Source organism: Castellaniella sp. (genome assembly GCF_049673105.1).
Taxonomy (GTDB): Bacteria; Pseudomonadota; Gammaproteobacteria; order Burkholderiales; family Burkholderiaceae_B; genus Castellaniella.
Map to the genome: position 1 here is coordinate 1 of NZ_JBATXG010000019.1, position 15,353 is coordinate 15,353.

Annotated in this window: 15 protein-coding genes; 4 read left to right on the forward strand and 11 right to left on the reverse strand. The window is 57.8% G+C overall.

Annotated features, from left to right (window positions below):
* Positions 1-64: 64 nt before the first annotated feature.
* From WBF69_RS06825 to WBF69_RS06845, 5 genes are all read right to left on the reverse strand, one after another.
* Positions 65-1,006 (reverse strand): ParB/RepB/Spo0J family partition protein, encoded by a 942-nt coding sequence (locus tag WBF69_RS06825; protein WP_424262542.1) that lies wholly within the window; start codon positions 1,004-1,006, stop codon positions 65-67.
* A 29-nt stretch (positions 1,007-1,035) separates the two neighbouring features.
* On the reverse strand, positions 1,036-1,845 hold the full coding sequence (locus WBF69_RS06830) for a ParA family protein (protein ID WP_424262544.1): 810 nt from the start codon (positions 1,843-1,845) through the stop codon (positions 1,036-1,038).
* Positions 1,832-2,509, reverse strand: a complete 678-nt coding sequence (gene rsmG / locus WBF69_RS06835; protein ID WP_424262546.1) for a 16S rRNA (guanine(527)-N(7))-methyltransferase RsmG — start codon at positions 2,507-2,509, stop codon at positions 1,832-1,834. The genes WBF69_RS06830 and rsmG overlap by 14 nt, the downstream gene beginning before the upstream one ends.
* Positions 2,506-4,422 carry a tRNA uridine-5-carboxymethylaminomethyl(34) synthesis enzyme MnmG gene (gene mnmG, locus WBF69_RS06840; RefSeq protein ID WP_424262547.1) on the reverse strand — a complete coding sequence of 639 codons (1,917 nt, stop codon included), beginning with the start codon at positions 4,420-4,422 and terminating at the stop codon, positions 2,506-2,508. Before mnmG ends, rsmG begins: the two co-directional genes overlap by 4 nt.
* A gap of 312 nt (positions 4,423-4,734) precedes the next feature.
* A complete protein-coding gene (locus WBF69_RS06845) occupies positions 4,735-4,941 on the reverse strand; it encodes a cold-shock protein (protein ID WP_323018703.1) in 207 nt (68 codons plus the stop codon).
* 270 nt (positions 4,942-5,211) lie between these two features.
* Here WBF69_RS06845 and WBF69_RS06850 point away from each other — a divergent pair, with 270 nt between their 5' ends.
* A complete protein-coding gene (locus tag WBF69_RS06850; RefSeq protein ID WP_424262549.1) occupies positions 5,212-6,384 on the forward strand; it encodes a methionine aminotransferase in 1,173 nt (390 codons plus the stop codon).
* 326 nt (positions 6,385-6,710) lie between these two features.
* Here WBF69_RS06850 and WBF69_RS06855 read toward each other — a convergent pair whose 3' ends face one another.
* Positions 6,711-7,760, reverse strand: a complete 1,050-nt coding sequence (locus tag WBF69_RS06855; protein WP_424262551.1) for a metallophosphoesterase family protein — start codon at positions 7,758-7,760, stop codon at positions 6,711-6,713.
* Between WBF69_RS06855 and WBF69_RS06860 the strand changes: the two genes are divergently transcribed.
* A complete protein-coding gene (locus WBF69_RS06860; RefSeq protein WP_424262553.1) occupies positions 7,759-8,481 on the forward strand; it encodes a Fic/DOC family protein in 723 nt (240 codons plus the stop codon). The two genes, WBF69_RS06855 and WBF69_RS06860, sit on opposite strands and share 2 nt — an antisense overlap.
* On the opposite strand, the gene WBF69_RS06865 is transcribed toward WBF69_RS06860, so the two are convergent.
* The gene (locus WBF69_RS06865) at positions 8,452-8,646 is read right to left on the reverse strand and encodes a hypothetical protein (protein WP_424262555.1); all 195 of its coding nucleotides are present in this window, start codon (positions 8,644-8,646) and stop codon (positions 8,452-8,454) included. The genes WBF69_RS06860 and WBF69_RS06865 overlap by 30 nt on opposite strands.
* Before the next feature lie 237 nt (positions 8,647-8,883).
* Between WBF69_RS06865 and WBF69_RS06870 the strand changes: the two genes are divergently transcribed.
* On the forward strand, positions 8,884-9,564 hold the full coding sequence (locus WBF69_RS06870; RefSeq protein ID WP_424262557.1) for a methyltransferase family protein: 681 nt from the start codon (positions 8,884-8,886) through the stop codon (positions 9,562-9,564).
* A 137-nt stretch (positions 9,565-9,701) separates the two neighbouring features.
* Positions 9,702-10,301, forward strand: coding sequence for a class I SAM-dependent methyltransferase (locus tag WBF69_RS06875; RefSeq protein WP_424262717.1), 600 nt, complete (start codon positions 9,702-9,704; stop codon positions 10,299-10,301).
* Here WBF69_RS06875 and WBF69_RS06880 read toward each other — a convergent pair.
* The 4 genes from WBF69_RS06880 to gyrB form a co-directional block, all read right to left on the reverse strand.
* Positions 10,267-11,628 (reverse strand): sensor histidine kinase, encoded by a 1,362-nt coding sequence (locus tag WBF69_RS06880; protein WP_424262558.1) that lies wholly within the window; start codon positions 11,626-11,628, stop codon positions 10,267-10,269. The genes WBF69_RS06875 and WBF69_RS06880 overlap by 35 nt on opposite strands.
* Entirely contained in the window at positions 11,604-12,269 is a 666-nt protein-coding gene (locus tag WBF69_RS06885) for a response regulator (protein WP_424262560.1), read from the reverse strand. Before WBF69_RS06885 ends, WBF69_RS06880 begins: the two co-directional genes overlap by 25 nt.
* A complete protein-coding gene (locus tag WBF69_RS06890) occupies positions 12,254-12,823 on the reverse strand; it encodes a PIN domain-containing protein (RefSeq protein WP_424262719.1) in 570 nt (189 codons plus the stop codon). Before WBF69_RS06890 ends, WBF69_RS06885 begins: the two co-directional genes overlap by 16 nt.
* 61 nt (positions 12,824-12,884) lie before the next feature.
* Positions 12,885-15,338: a DNA topoisomerase (ATP-hydrolyzing) subunit B gene (gene gyrB / locus WBF69_RS06895; protein ID WP_424262562.1), complete on the reverse strand. Its 2,454-nt coding sequence runs from the start codon at positions 15,336-15,338 to the stop codon at positions 12,885-12,887.
* Between the last annotated feature and the right edge of the window lie 15 nt (positions 15,339-15,353).

Consider the following 15,353-nt stretch of genomic DNA (forward strand, 5'->3'; position numbering starts at 1 on the left):
GACGAACTACCCCACCTGCGGCACAACGACTCCCCTGCGGCACAACGGCGGCCAGATCAGCTCATCAAGCGCTCTGGTCCTGGTTGGACAATACCTGCCCCAAGCCCTGGCGTTCCAGCAAAGCATCCAGGTGCGCCCAATCGGAAAAGTCGATAACCAACTGACCGCCTTTGCGGGCGCCGGATTTGATCCGCACTTTGGTCGCCAGATGATCGGACAGCGCCTTTTCCAGGCGCCCCAGGTCGCCAGCGCCGGGTTTCGGGGCTGCCTTGGCGGCGCGTCCGGATGGCGTAATGATGGCTTCGTCTTCCTCGCGCAAGGCGCGAGCGACTCTTTTTTCGGTTTCACGGACCGACAGACGGCGGGCGATCACCTCGTGGGCCAGCAATATCTGGCGGGCCGCATCGGTCGCCAACAGGGCGCGGGCATGGCCCATGTCGATGTCACCGGCCAGCAGCATGGTCTGCACCGGTTCGGCCAGATTCAACAAGCGCAGCAGATTGCTGGTGGCGGAACGCGAGCGGCCAATGGCAGTCGCTGCCTGCTCGTGCGTCAGACCGAACTCGTCCAGCAAACGGCGCACGCCGTGGGCTTCTTCCAGGGGATTGAGATCCTCGCGCTGGATGTTTTCGATCAAGGCCATGGCTGCCGCATTTTCATCAGCGACCTGGCGCACCAGTACGGGGATTTCTGTCAGCCCCGCAATCTGAGCGGCGCGAAAACGGCGCTCGCCGGCAATGATCTCATACTGTCCCGGATCTGATTCCAGCGGTCGCACCAGGATCGGCTGCATGATGCCCTGGACGCGAATCGAATCGGCCAGGTCATTGAGCGCCCCTTCATCCATCCGGGTGCGCGGCTGATAACGACCGGCTCTCAGGACAGCGACCGGCAGCTGGTTGGGTGCATCGGACGGAGCAGAACTGCCGACCGCGTCCAGAGCGCCGCGATCGGCGCCTAGCAGAGCATCCAGGCCGCGGCCCAATCCTTTTTTTCGAGTTGCCATGGGAATGTCCTTTTCAATGTGGGCCAGGGTCAGGCAGCGCGGCGAATGCGCCCGCCCACCCGGAGGATCAGCTCTTCGCCAAATTCCAGATAGGCCTTGGCCCCGCGCGAAGATTTGTCGTAGATCACCCCCGGCATGCCGTGGCTGGGGGCTTCGGCCAGACGCACATTACGCGGTACGACGGTTTTAAATACTTTGTCGCCGAAATGCGATTCCAGTTGTTCAGACACCTGTTGCTGCAGCGTGACCCGGGTATCGAACATGACGCGCAACAGGCCGATCAGTTCCAGCCCCGGATTCAGATTGCGATAGATGCGCTTGATGGTGTTGACCAGATCGGACAGGCCTTCCAGCGCGAAATATTCACACTGCATGGGAATGATGACCCCATGCGCGCCGGCCAAACCGTTCAGCGTCAATAACGACAAGGTAGGCGGGCAGTCGATCAGAATGAAATCGTAATCCTGAACAACCTGATCCAAAGCCAGTTTCAGCTGGATTTCCCGATGATCCATGCCGACCAGGTCGATTTCGGCGCCGGACAATTCCCGATTGGAAGGCAGTACATCGTAATTGCCGGATTCCGACCGGATCCGCGCTTCCGCAACCCCGGCCTCGCCGATCAAGACCTGATACAGATTGATGGCGGCGGCATTTTTGTCGATACCGCTGCCCATGGTCGCATTGCCTTGGGGATCCAGGTCTACCAGCAAGACGCGCTGTCCATGCAAGGCCAGAGCTGCAGATAGATTGATGGCGGTGGTGGTCTTGCCCACCCCGCCCTTCTGGTTGGCGATGCAAAAGATGCGGGCAGCAGGTTTCTGGCTATCGACAGTCATGGGATTCCTTCAATCCGAGTTCCAGCAGACAGCGCTGCGCATCCATATCCGGAACATGCAGCGTCATACAAGATTTCACGATCCAATCGGTGGTGGATTCCAGCGCCTGGCATTCCTCGTGCGGATACTGGCCCTTCATGGCCAACAACGTCCCCTGCGGCGCCCGGTGATGCCCTGCAACCCGGACGAAATCGCACAGTGAAGCAAAGGCGCGAGAAATCACCACATCGGCCTGAAGGCTGTCCAAGGATTCGATCCGACCATGAACCGCCTGCACGTTTTTCAGACCTAGCACCCCGGCTGCCTGGCGGACGAAGGCCGTTTTCTTGCCCACGGCGTCTACGCAGAAAATTGTCCAATCCGGCTGGCAAATGCCCAGAATGATACCCGGTAAACCAGCCCCGGACCCCATATCCGCGACCCTGATATCACGTCCATTGCAGCGGCGGCGCAGTTCCGGCACAACCGCCAGGCTGTCAAAGACATGCTGCACCAGCATGTCCGCAGGATCGCGCACCGCCGTCAGGTTGTAGGCCTTGTTCCAACGATGCAGTTGCTGCAAATACGCCAATAACTGATCCGCCCGCGCCTCGTCCTGTGACATCCCAAGGGACCGCAGGGCTGCGACCAGATCGTCCTTGAACGGCGAAAAATCGGGACTCATGCCGCTTTCCGGCCTTGATGAGCTCGCTTCAGATGCACCAATAGCAAGGATATCGCCGCCGGCGTGACGCCCGACACCCGACCGGCTTGCCCAATGGTCGCCGGTCGTGCAGTTTCCAGCCGTTGGCGAACCTCTGTGGACAGACCAGGGATCAATTCATAATTGAAATCGTCCGGGATCTGCTGATTTTCCTGTGTGCGCTGACGCTGAATTTCCACACGCTGACGTTCTACATACCCGGCGTACTTGACCTGGATGCCCAGCTGTTCAATCTGGTCCATGTGCGTCAGGCCGGGGCCGGCTAGCGCTGTTCCGTTTTCATCGTGAAGAGCCATCAGCTGGTCGTAATTGACGTCCGGGCGCTTTAGCAGATCCAGCAGACTGGGATGCCGATCCTGATGCACCAGGGACAAACGTTCCCGATCATGGGCACCCAGGACGGTCGGATTGATTCTGGTGTTCTGCAAACGCTGAATTTCAGCGGCAACCGCATCGCGTTTGCGGCTGAAAGCATCCCAGCGCGTATCGTCAACCAGCCCTAGGTTGCGGCCGATTTCCGTTAAACGCTGGTCGGCGTTGTCCTCTCGCAGGCTCAGACGATATTCCGCCCGCGACGTAAACATTCTGTATGGTTCTGTAACACCTTGTGTTATTAGATCATCCACCAGCACACCCAGGTAGGCTTCCTGCCGAGGCACGATCCAAGGATCTTGTTCTCTGCAACGTAGTGCCGCATTGGCGCCGGCCAGCAAACCCTGGGCAGCCGCTTCTTCATAGCCTGTCGTGCCGTTAATCTGACCAGCAAAAAATAGATTGCGGATGGCCTTGGTCTCTAGCCAGGCATGCAAATGCCGAGGGTCGAAATAATCGTATTCGATGGCATAGCCTGGGCGCATGATCTGCGCATTCTCCAGACCCGGAAGACTTCTGACCAAAGCATATTGAATATCAAAGGGCAAGCTGGTCGAGATCCCATTCGGATAGATCTCACACGAAGACGACCCTTCTGGTTCCAGGAAAACTTGATGACTGGTTTTATCCGCGAAGCGATGGATCTTATCTTCAATCGAGGGACAATATCTTGGACCGATACCCTCGATCGTTCCCTGATCGCTGTACATGGGTGAGCGATCCAGGCCGGAACGTACAATGTCATGCGACTGTTCTGTGGTGTGGGTAATCCAGCACGGTACTTGTTCCGGGTGCATATCTGCACTACCTAGAAACGAGAATACTGGCACAGGGTCCAGATCCCCTGGCTGAACTTCCGTTTTCGAAAAGTCGATGGTCTTGGCATCGATCCGCGGCGGCGTGCCTGTTTTCAAGCGCCCCTGAGGCAAGCGCAACTCTTTCAGTCGTTGACCCAGGCTCGTCGCCGGCGGATCCCCTGCCCGGCCAGCCGCATAGTGTGACAAACCTACATGCATCAGACCATTTAAAAATGTTCCTGCTGTCAGCACGACGGTTTTGGCACGAAATACCAGGCCGATCTGCGTCTTCGCCCCGACAACCCGATCTCCTTCCAGAATCAAATCATCCACAGACTGCTGGAAAATCATCAAATTTCTTTGACTCTGCAATAGCATGCGAATCGTCCGGCGATACAGGGATCGATCTGCCTGAGCACGGGTAGCCCGAACTGCGGGTCCTTTTGAACGATTCAGAATTCGAAATTGAATGCCTGCTTGATCAGTGGCCCAAGCCATCGCTCCGCCCAAGGCATCGACCTCTTTAACCAGATGGCCTTTGCCAATCCCACCAATGGACGGATTGCAGGACATCTGACCCAGCGTATCCATGTTATGAGTCAACAAAAGCGTGGATGCTCCCATACGAGCAGCTGCCAATGCAGCCTCGGTTCCTGCATGGCCGCCGCCAATCACAAGAACATCAAATTCTTTGGAGTAATTCATGGGGAAAGATAGAGGAGAACTCGAAGACATTATACGTCTTCACCTCTTTGAGAACGACCATTGTTTCACGTGGAACAACTTTATATTAGTAGTTGAGTGTTCACGCATAAAGTGATGTTCCACGTGAAACATCATCACCGGAATCCAGATCTCTAGACACCCACAAATAACATTGTTTCACGTGGAACAAATATTTCCCTAGGAAGGATAAGTCTGTGGACAAGTATGGGAAAACCGCGTACAACTTCTTTGCCCGGGAAAAGAAAAAGGCACTCAGTGAGTGCCTTATTGAAAACCTAACGCTATTGAAACTTACAGCGGTCGGATTTCAGCTGCCTGGGGGCCTTTGGGGCCGTCCTTGACTTCGAATTCAACAACTTGTCCTTCGTTCAGGCTGCGGTAGCCGCGGCCTTCGATAGCGGAGAAGTGCGCAAACACGTCAGAACCGCCAGCATCCGGAGTAATGAAGCCGAAACCTTTTTCAGCATTAAACCATTTGACTTTGCCCGTTTGAGCCATGATCAGGTACGTCCTAAATATAAAAGAAAGAAAACAACAATGAATCAAGAACGCGAAACGAAACAGATCGTGCCTGAGTAGCTCTGAGCGACAGGGCAAGTCTACTGCGAGACATGCGTGCTGCTTGAATTGCATTGCAACAGGGAGAATAACCACGCTTGATTAAAAGTCAAATCATAGTTTTCCCTAGTAGAGATTGTATCCGTGACTGCTATCCGATGCAGAGAAAATTATTGATTTTTCTTAAACAGTATTTTAAATCCAACATTCATGACCAATACAAAATCAAAACTGCCTTTGGTAAGAGACACCATCTTCAGCGAAATGAGTCACCTGGCTCAACAATCCAAGGCAATCAATCTGGGGCAGGGCTTCCCGGACTATCAGCCAGATCAGGAATTATTGAATGCAGTCTGCCAGGCCATTCAGTCAGGTCCTAATCAATATGCTCCGATGACAGGGGTACCAGCGCTACGGCAAGTCATCCACGACAAGGTAATTGCCCACCAGGCTTGTCATTACGACGTCGATACGGATATCACGGTGACCTCTGGCGCAACAGAAGCATTGACCAGCACCATCCTAGCCCTGGTTCATCCAGGAGACGAGGTTGTTCTGATTGATCCTGCCTACGATCTATACGAACCGGTCGTGACATTGGCCGGAGGGCAGTCAATCCGGGTAGGCATGATTCCCCCGACAGAGAAAAAACATAGTTTCTCCATCGACTGGGACGCCATTTCCGATGCCATCAATTCGAAGACGCGATTGTTGATATTGAATTTTCCGCATAATCCGACCGGTGTGATATTGCAGGAAAAAGATCTGGACGCATTGGAACAGATTGCTTCGCGTCATGATTTCCTGATCTTGTCTGATGAGGCATATGAACATATCGTCTTCGAGGGAGAACGTCATGTCAGTCCGGCATCCAGACCCATGCTGGCGACACGGTGCGTGCTGGTTTCGTCCTTCGCTAAAACCTTGCACGCCACTGCATGGAAAATAGGTTATTGCTGCGCGCCGACTGACATATCCAAAGAAATCCGCAAAGTTCACCAATACGCCGTGTATTCCGTCAATACACCGATTCAAATGGGGATCGCTGCTTATCTGAAACAGACACAAGCCATTCGTTCTTTGTCTGCTTTCTATCAGAAAAAACGGGATCGTCTGGTCTCCGGCCTGCATTCCACAAAATTGAAGCCTTTACATGCCGAGGGCACTTTTTTTCTACTGGTGGATGCGCGTGAACTAGGGGGTTTCTCTGAAAAGGAACTTGCCGTTTTCCTGACGCGGCAAGCAGGCGTAGCCACCATCCCGGTTTCCGCGTTTTATGCAGATTCCCAGTCACCAAACGCCAACCATCATCTGCTGAGGCTGTGTTTCGCCAAGCAGGATACCACCCTGGATGCGGCAGTAGAAAGGCTGTCGGGTTTGTAGACGGCGCTAGCCCGTTGGCTGACAGGTCTTATGTTTATTTCTATCTTCTATATCTAACTGATAAGACTAATGGGTGCCTGTGGATAACTGGAATAAGTTGATTTTGTGTTTTAAATCAATGCATTAGGATGAAATTCCGAGTGGACCACCCTGTGTTCAGCATGAGAACCGATTGGGGATACTTTTCGGCCTTGCTCCGAAACCCAGGTTTGTGCAAGGCCTATCCACAGAACATGCACAGGAAGCGTTCCCTCTGCTTATCCACAGGTAGTTTTCTTGTCTGTGCAGGCTGTTTTGGGGGCTTTGGAGGGAGTAGAGCGGGGATTTCAGATCGTCGGAAGCTGCTGACCGTCGTCAAAGACTAATTGCCGTTCAGGCCACAGCAGAGCGGCCAGACGATATTGGGTAGCGCTGCCGTCTTGCTGTTGGCGTCGCTCGTTCCAGCGGGCGCCCACGGAATAGTCGATGCAGTAGGCCTGACGGTGAGCGCCGTGCCAGGCGGTGGGGGCGATATGCCGGAATAAACGGCTGTATCGCCAGGCGTCCGGGTTCTTTGGGGGGTGGAACAGCCGCCAGTAGTGGCCGATGATGACAGGGGTGGGATCTGGATCCTGGTCCCACCAGGCGATGCGATCCGAATAGCGCCACCGGTGACCGGAATAGAAGGGTTGGGCACTGCGCGATTCGATGCCGGATGTCATGCGCTTGATGGGGTTGAAGCGCTGCTGCAGGAATTCGAAATCCGCGACGGCATCCAGATAGGGCGGAGGGTTGTTCGGATCCTCTAGCTCTTTGGACCAGCGTTCGCGTTCGGCTATATAGCGGGCTCTCAAGTCGCTTTCTTCCGCCATTTTTTTGATGCGCAGATCCCATTCGTGGATGAGCGCCAGGATATTTCCACAAGGCACCTGAGCAATGGCATCGATGGCCACGGGATCCCAGGCCGCATGGACAATCCTGAGACCCGGCATGCGTATGGCCAGTGGAAGGCTGCAAAAGAAATCACGAACTTCTGGGCGTTGAGTGGCGGTCGCCCTGTTAAAGGGGGCATAGTAGGGAATATCGGATGCCTCGCGGCTGTCGAAGAACCACCCTGAGCCATCTTTGGCGTCATTGGCCAGCAGATTGATTTCATGGTTGCCCAGGATGGCTAGCGCCCGTCCTTGGTCGATGAGTTCGCGTACTCGCGTGATGACGGCCACGCTGTCGGGACCCCTGTCGCAGAGATCCCCTATGAAGACCAGACGTCTGTTCTTTTGCAGGGGATGTTGGTCCAGCTGATCCAGCAGGGCTTCCAAGGCCTGGAATTCGCCGTGGATGTCGCCGATGATGGCCAGAGGTTGCTCGGCGAGGGTGTGGACAAGTGTTGGGTTCATGTCCCTATTTTCCTTCCTGCGGGGATTGAGGACAATGGGCAATATTCTGGGTTGCCTTATGTGCGTTGCAGGAGACGGTCTGATGAACAGGTATCAGGTCAGTGGATGGCAGAACAGCTACCAGGAAGGATCTGACGAAGAGGTCCTGAGAAACAAGCTGGGCATCGTGGCGCGCGATGATATGAATCATGCGGAACTGATGTTGCTGCGCAAACTGTATTTGTATGTTTTGCAGCAGCTGCCGCAGGGGCAGATTACCGTCCGTCTGATCCGGGAATGGCACCGGCGCTGGCTGGGAAACGTTTACGCCTGGGCAGGCTACGAGCGGTCCGTCAACATGAGCAAAGATGGGTTTCCCTTTGCGGCGGCGGATCGTATCCCTGCCTTGTTAGAGGATTTTGACAGACGCTATCTGGCTCGTTATACCCCATGCTTTGGCATGCGGCGTTCTGATCTGATCGACGCGATTGCCCTGACCCATGTGGAATTCATTTTGATTCACCCGTTTCGCGAGGGCAACGGCAGGATATCGCGCTTATTGGCCGACGTCATGTCGGTTCAGGCAGAATTTGGTCCTTTGGATTACAGTGTTCTGGAATCGAACAGAGTCCAGTATATCCAGGCGATTCAAAGAGGACTGGCTGGGGACTACCAGCCGATGAAAAGCTGGGTGGAACGCATTGTGCCGGAATCAGGCGGAAATGGGGGCAGCCAGTTCTAGCGCGGAGTAGCGGCTGTCGGATTGCAGCTGGAATTCGAGTTCCTGGATGGTCTGGCCGGTTTCGATGGCTGTCGAACTGGCGACAGCGCGAAGGATGCGGCGCAGATCTACGGCAGGCGCCGCAGACAAGAGATCAGGGACAGGGGAAAAGGTGCTGGAGAGCATGTCCCATTATACTGCAAGACATGCTGAAGTGCCTGATTTAAGATGGAAAATTTGTATTCAAAGCGTTTAGATGCAGGCATTTTGAGACACCAGAATATCTGTGAATTCTGAACGGCAATTTGGCTTATGCCGATCATGCCAGCGTCTCGATCCTGACTACTCTAAGGCTCAACTAAGCATCGCGGTGTACTGTGGTCAGCCATAGGCTGTTTTGGCCGGTTTGAGCAGGATGTCGAGATGAAGAGTGTTTCCGTGAGTGCCGGCTTGCATCAGGACGATGCGGGTAAAGCGTTGCTGGATGCGTGTTGGGCGCATCTGGCCGGCGCGCAGGTAAAGCGTCGGCGCGCCTTGGGTGGGTTGGCTGTCCTGGCCGTGGCGGCGCTGCCCTGGATCGGTTCTGCCTGGCCGCAGACCGGTTGGGTGAACGAGGGGCTGGAATGGGCGGGGCTTGCCTTGCTGGTGCTGGCGGTATTGGGGCGCTGCGCCTGCATGCTTTACCTGGGGGGACGCAAAGGCGCCGATCTGGTGGCCGAAGGCCCGTATTCGGTCAGCCGTAACCCTTTGTATGTCTTTTCCATGGTGGCTGTTTTCGGCATGGGTCTGCAGACCGGCAGCCTGGTCGTGGGGCTGGTCCTGGCAGCAGCGGCGGGGCTGATCTTCCATTGGATCGTAGGCGAGGAAGAAATCCTATTGCGGCAGGCCTTTGGTGACCGCTATGCAACGTATTGCAAGCAAGTCCCCAAATTCCTGCCCAGATGGTCTCTGTGGCAATCGCCTGGGCACGTCACGGTGGATCTGCACGGCGTCTGGAAAACCGTGCGAGATGCGCTGCCATACTTTTTATCGATTCCGGTGTTTGAAGCCATCGAAGCTGCGCAACAAGCCGGTTGGGTGCATGTATACTTTTTTCTGTTCTGACTAAGCTGTAGCCAGATTTGCTTGAGTAGTCTCTTGATCGTTGGACACCAAGGACCTGCATGCGAAAGAACAGAAATATCGGCGCCATTCCGCTGGTGCAAAATTTGCGCCAGTACCAGGCTCGTTATCAGGCGGACATGCACAAGCTGGCGGGGCTGGTGCAGACAGTCTCGCCAGGCCTCTTCCTGAAAGAACTGCTCAACAATCCTGAATCCGTCGGGGCGGTCTGGCCGAGTTCCCGGCAATTGGCCTGCCAGATGGCGGCACAAGTCCCTTTGTCCGGCGATGGCTTGGTGCTTGAATTGGGCGCGGGCACGGGGGCGGTGACGCAGGCGCTGCTGGATCGGGGCATTCCCGCCAGGCGTCTGTGGATTGTGGAACGGTCTCCTTCCTTTGTGCAGCATCTGCGGCACCGTTTTCCCGCCTTGACGATTATTGGCGGCGATGCGGTCGAGCTGGAATCCTTGCTGCCGGCCAACAAAACCATCGATGCGGTGGTGTCCAGTCTGCCGTTAAGATCCTTGCCTGCCGATGTGGTGCAGGCGGTCCTGGCGCAATGGCGGCAGTGCCTGGCAGTGGATGGCCGGCTGGTGCAATTCACGTATGCCTTGTGGGGCGGCGATGCGGACCTGTTTACCGGTTTTGTCGAAGAACCCAGCCATTACGCCTGGCTGAACTTGCCGCCGGCCAGGGTGCGAACGTTCAGACGGGTGTTTTCTGCTGCAGGCGTATCGTGACTGTCAGCCCCGTCCGGGCGGCAGCATCCGAAAAGTCCAATACGATATCGGCGCCCAGACGGGTGGCGATTGTCTTGACGATGGCCAATCCCAGACCGGACCCAAGCTGTTCCGTGCCCAGTATCCGGTAGAAGGGATCAAATACCCGATTTCTTTCTTCGATCGGGATGCCGGGGCCTGTATCGGCAACGCATAATTCGATGATGTCGCCTGTGATGCGAGCCGACAGGTCAATGCGCCCACCCGCGGGGGTGTAGCGGATGGCGTTGTCGACCAGGTTTCTGATCAGCGTGCCCAAGTCCAGTGCGCTGGCTTGAATTCGGACATCGGGGATGTGCGTGACGCCCAGATCGACCTGCTTGGCCTGCGCCTGTGGAATCAGATCTTCCAGCACGTGGCGGTATAGCGTGGCGATGGCGACCGGGGCGGGCGCCGGTTCGGCGGCGGATTGCGCCTTGGCCAGGCTAAGCAGCTGATCAAGCAGCTTGCGACCTCTCTCGATGCCTTGTCGCAGGACCGCCAGCCGCGCGCGGGCGTCCGGCGGCAAAGTGGATTCGTTCAATCGTTCGGCCTGAAGCGACAGCGCCGTCATGGGCGATCGCAGTTCGTGGGCGGCATCGGCAACGAAGCGGCGCTGAGCTTCGCGGGACCGGGCCAGCCGGCCCAGCAGGCGATTGATGGCGATGGTGAAAGAGCGTATTTCCGTGGGCAGGCTGTGATCCGGCACAGGGCGCAGGTCTTCGAACGAGCGGTGATCAATTTCACTGGATAGTCCGGCAATCGGCGTGAACGTCGTGCGCACCAGGTAAGTGACGATCAGCAGCAGGATCGGCATCAGAATCAGAAATGGCATCAAGGTCCGCAGGGCGCTTTCGCGCGCGATCTTGTTGCGAAAATCTGTGTCCTGAGCGATGGCGATGCGTTCGCCCGTGGGGTATGTCTTGACCAGCACCCGGTACGTATCGTCATGCGATACCAGGGTGTGCAGCCCCTCATTCAGATCCGGCGGCAATGACAGGGCATGTTGATCCTGCGCCAGGGCATTTGTGCTGCCAGATGGCGCCAGGCGTTGGATGATGATGTGGGAGTCGTCGTCATCGTCGCTCAGGCGAGTCGATGGGCTGTCCGGCGCCAGGATCAGGTGCTGTTGATCCATCAGTTCGGCGATCTGGTAGAGCGCCTCGTCCTGCAATTCGTTGGTTTCTTCCAGGGTCGAGGAAAAGGAAAAAACCCCCGTGATGAGGGCGATGACAGCGATGACGATCGACAGCGTGAAGGACAGGCGAAATTGCAGAGAACCATTCAGCCGTTTCTTGAGACCATCCATCCTACCCCCCTGACGTTACGGATCACGTCGTGTCCCAGTTTGCGCCGCAAGGCGTGAATCAGGAATTCGATGGCGTTGCTTTCGACTTCTTCTCCCCAGCCATACAGGCGGTCCTCGAGTTCGGCCCGTGACAGAATGGCGCCGGGTTGCGCCAGCAGGGCCTGCAGCAGGGAAAATTCGCGACCGGAAAGCTGCAGGGATGCGCTGCCTTGGACGCTTGCCTGTTTGGTGCGCAGATCCAGCGTGACGATACCGTTGCTGAGTGAGGAGCTGGGCTGTCCGCTTTGGCGCCGGATGACGGCGCGCATCCGGGCCAGCAATTCGGCCATCTCAAAGGGTTTGAGCACGTAGTCATCCGCGCCGGCGTCCAGACCGCGCAGGCGGTCGTCCAGCGCGTCGCGCGCCGTGATGATCAGGACCGGAACCGGATTCTGGTGCGCGCGCAGGGATGCCAGGACGTCCAGTCCATCTTTGCCAGGCAGACCCAGATCCAGCAGCACCACATCGTAGTGCTGCATGGCCAGGGTATCGAGCGCGGTCTGGCCGTTTTGCACCCAATCGGCGGCGTAGGCGGCGTCCTGCAGGCCATCGCGGACGATCTGGCCGATCATGCGGTCGTCTTCGATCAGCAGGACGCGCATGGTTGGGCCGATTGTGTCTTGGGCAACAGCCGTGCGAGGCGAAGCAGCCGTTCGCGCTGCAGGATATCGGCCAGCGGCTCGGGGGCACGGCCCAGCGCCGCCGCATCGGCCACCACAGCCTGCACGGCGGCGTCCAGGCGCGAAGGTTCTGCCCGCCACCAGTCGGCCAGCAATTGATCCGGGGTATGCACATCCAGCCCCTGGCGCCGTAACTCGGATCGATTGAAATCCTTCAGGTTCCAGGTCATCACGCGCACTGCGGGCGGCGGCTGCAAGCCGCAGCGCGCTTTGCGCGCCAGGCCGGCGGCAATCACGTGAAGATCTTTTGGGTCGCTGTAGCGCAAGCCGACTTCGTAGGGGGCGGTGTTGGTTTCCAGGGCGCCCGGGAAGCGTTGGTTCATGACGGCCCATTGTTCCGCCAGCGTTTCCGGTGGAATCTGCCACAAGCGCGCCGCGTTGCGGCGCCATTCCTCGCCGAGGCGTTCGGTCCAGACCGGCTGGAAGACGCCCTGGTCGGCCACGCGCAGCAGCAATTGCCGCTGCAGCGTGGACATCAGCACGCAGGCGTCCAGGACGATGAAGGGTGGGACCTCTTTTCCGAAATCCAACACATCATCACACGTCGATATTGCCCGCCTGCAGTGCGTGCTTTTCAATAAAGGCGCGGCGTGGTTCGACGTTGTCGCCCATCAGGGTGACGAAGATTTCGTCGGCGGCGATGGCGTCTGCGATTTCCACGCGCAGCAGGCGGCGCACGGACGGATCCATGGTGGTTTCCCAGAGCTGTGCGGGATTCATTTCACCCAGGCCCTTGTAGCGTTGTTTACTGATGCCGCGTTCGGCTTCGGTGCGCAGCCACTGCATGACTTCGCGGAAGTCGGAGACGGATTTTTCCTTGGCCTTGTCGCCGACGCCTCGGCGCACGACGGCGCCTTCGCCCAGCAGATCCAGGAAGATCTTGGCCGTGCGGGACAGCACGGCGTAATCGCCGCCGCGCACGAAGCTGCGGTCGAACAGGCTGACACGCATATTGCCGAAGTGGGGGCGGATGACGGCCAGGCGCCAGGCTTCTTCGATCTCGTCGTATTGGGCTTCGACATGGACGGCGTCGGGGGCTTCCGGGTCGCGCAGGGTCTGTTCCAGAGCGGCAGCGCTGGCGCGGGCGGCGGCTTCATCCACCAGGCTGATCTGCACGCCTTCGGCCATGGCCGACAAGGCTTCGGTATCCATGATGCGCGACAGGCGGGCGATCACGTGATCTGCCAGCACGTACTGGCGAGCCAGGTCCATCAGCGCATCGTCGCGGATGGGCGTGGCGCCGGTACGGGTCACCAGTTCGGTGTCCTTCAGGGCCAGCTGCAGCATGAACTGGGCTTCTTCGCCGTCGTCCTTCAGGTAGCGTTCTTCGCGTCCGACCTTGACCTTGTAGAGCGGCGGTTGGGCGATGTAGATGTAGCCGCGCTCGACCAATTCGCGCATCTGGCGGTAGAACAGGGTCAGCAGCAGGGTGCGGATGTGAGCGCCGTCCACGTCCGCGTCAGTCATGATGATGATGCGGTGGTAGCGCAGCTTTTCGATGTTGAAATCGGGCCCGATGCTGGTGCCCAGCGCGGTGATCAGCGTGGTGATCTGTTCGCTGGACAGCAGGCGGTCGAAGCGGGCCTTTTCGACGTTCAGCACCTTGCCGCGCAGCGGCAGGATGGCCTGGAATTTGCGATCGCGACCTTGTTTGGCCGAACCGCCGGCGGAATCGCCCTCGACAATATAGAGTTCGGACAGGGCCGGGTCTTTTTCCTGGCAGTCGGCCAGTTTGCCCGGCAGACCGGCGCCTTCCAGCACGCTTTTGCGGCGCGTCATTTCGCGGGCCTTGCGGGCGGCTTCGCGGGCGCGGGCGGCTTCGACGATTTTGGCGCACAGGGCGCGGGCGTCATTGGGGTTTTCGAGCAGCCAGGTTTCCAGGGTGCGGCTGACGGCGTCTTCGACGGCGGGGCGGACTTCGCTGGAAACCAGTTTATCTTTGGTCTGGCTGCTGAATTTCGGTTCCGGAGTCTTGACCGACAGTACGCAGGCCAGGCCTTCGCGCATATCGTCGCCGGCGGTGTCGACCTTGGCTTTTTTAGCCAGGTCGTTGTCGGCGATATATTTGTTCAGCACCCGGGTCATGGCGGCGCGCAGGCCGGTCAGGTGGGTGCCGCCGTCGCGCTGCGGGATGTTGTTGGTGAAGCACAGCACGGTTTCGGCGTAGCTGTCGTTCCACTGCATGGCGACTTCGACGGCCACGCGCACGCCGCCCGCATCCGATTCGGTGGAGACGGCGAAGATGTTCTCGTGCAGGGGGGTCTTGGCGCGGTTGATGTACTGGACGAAGCCTTTGACCCCGCCCAGGAAGGCCAGGTTTTCGTCCTGGCCGGTGCGTTCGTCCACCAGGCGGATCTTGACGCCGTTGTTCAGGAAGGACAGTTCGCGCAGGCGGCGCGCCAGGATTTCGTAGGTGTAGTCGATGTTATTGAAGATTTCCGCATCGGCCAGGTAGTGGACCCGGGTACCGGTACGATCGGCGTCGCCGGTCACGGCCAGCGGGGCCATGCGTTCGCCCCGGCGGAATTCCATCTGGTGTTCCTGGCCGTTGCGCCAGATGGTCAGGCGCAGCCATTCGGACAGGGCGTTGACGCAGGACACCCCCACCCCGTGCAGACCGCCGGAGACCTTGTAGGAATTCTGGTCGAACTTGCCGCCGGCATGCAGTTCCGTCATGACGATTTCAGCCGCGCTGCGGTGATGTTCGTCGTCTTTGTGGATGGCGGTGGGGATGCCACGGCCATTATCCATGACGGAAATGCTGTTGTCCGCGTGGATGGTGACGACGATATCGTCGCAGTAGCCGGCCAGCGCCTCGTCAATGGCGTTATCCACCACCTCGAAGACCATGTGGTGCAGGCCGGTGCCATCCGATGTGTCGCCGATGTACATGCCTGGACGCTTGCGGACCGCTTCCAGGCCCTTGAGCATCTTGATCGAATCGGCGCTATAGCCGGTGGATGATGTGTTCGGGGTAGTGGGTTCTGACATGGAAATCCTGTGATT

Bases quoted from the DNA above. Each gene is read 5' to 3' on its own strand.
- WBF69_RS06825 (WP_424262542.1), bottom strand. From the start codon at position 1,006: ATGGCAACTCGAAAAAAAGGATTGGGCCGCGGCCTGGATGCTCTGCTA.
- WBF69_RS06830 (WP_424262544.1), bottom strand. From the start codon at position 1,845: ATGACTGTCGATAGCCAGAAACCTGCTGCCCGCATCTTTTGCATCGCC.
- rsmG (WP_424262546.1), bottom strand. From the start codon at position 2,509: ATGAGTCCCGATTTTTCGCCGTTCAAGGACGATCTGGTCGCAGCCCTG.
- mnmG (WP_424262547.1), bottom strand. From the start codon at position 4,422: ATGAATTACTCCAAAGAATTTGATGTTCTTGTGATTGGCGGCGGCCAT.
- WBF69_RS06845 (WP_323018703.1), bottom strand. From the start codon at position 4,941: ATGGCTCAAACGGGCAAAGTCAAATGGTTTAATGCTGAAAAAGGTTTC.
- WBF69_RS06850 (WP_424262549.1), top strand. From the start codon at position 5,212: ATGACCAATACAAAATCAAAACTGCCTTTGGTAAGAGACACCATCTTC.
- WBF69_RS06860 (WP_424262553.1), top strand. From the start codon at position 7,759: ATGTCCCTATTTTCCTTCCTGCGGGGATTGAGGACAATGGGCAATATT.
- WBF69_RS06855 (WP_424262551.1), bottom strand. From the start codon at position 7,760: ATGAACCCAACACTTGTCCACACCCTCGCCGAGCAACCTCTGGCCATC.
- WBF69_RS06865 (WP_424262555.1), bottom strand. From the start codon at position 8,646: ATGCTCTCCAGCACCTTTTCCCCTGTCCCTGATCTCTTGTCTGCGGCG.
- WBF69_RS06870 (WP_424262557.1), top strand. From the start codon at position 8,884: ATGAAGAGTGTTTCCGTGAGTGCCGGCTTGCATCAGGACGATGCGGGT.
- WBF69_RS06875 (WP_424262717.1), top strand. From the start codon at position 9,702: ATGCACAAGCTGGCGGGGCTGGTGCAGACAGTCTCGCCAGGCCTCTTC.
- WBF69_RS06880 (WP_424262558.1), bottom strand. From the start codon at position 11,628: ATGGATGGTCTCAAGAAACGGCTGAATGGTTCTCTGCAATTTCGCCTG.
- WBF69_RS06885 (WP_424262560.1), bottom strand. From the start codon at position 12,269: ATGCGCGTCCTGCTGATCGAAGACGACCGCATGATCGGCCAGATCGTC.
- WBF69_RS06890 (WP_424262719.1), bottom strand. From the start codon at position 12,823: ATGTCCACGCTGCAGCGGCAATTGCTGCTGCGCGTGGCCGACCAGGGC.
- gyrB (WP_424262562.1), bottom strand. From the start codon at position 15,338: ATGTCAGAACCCACTACCCCGAACACATCATCCACCGGCTATAGCGCC.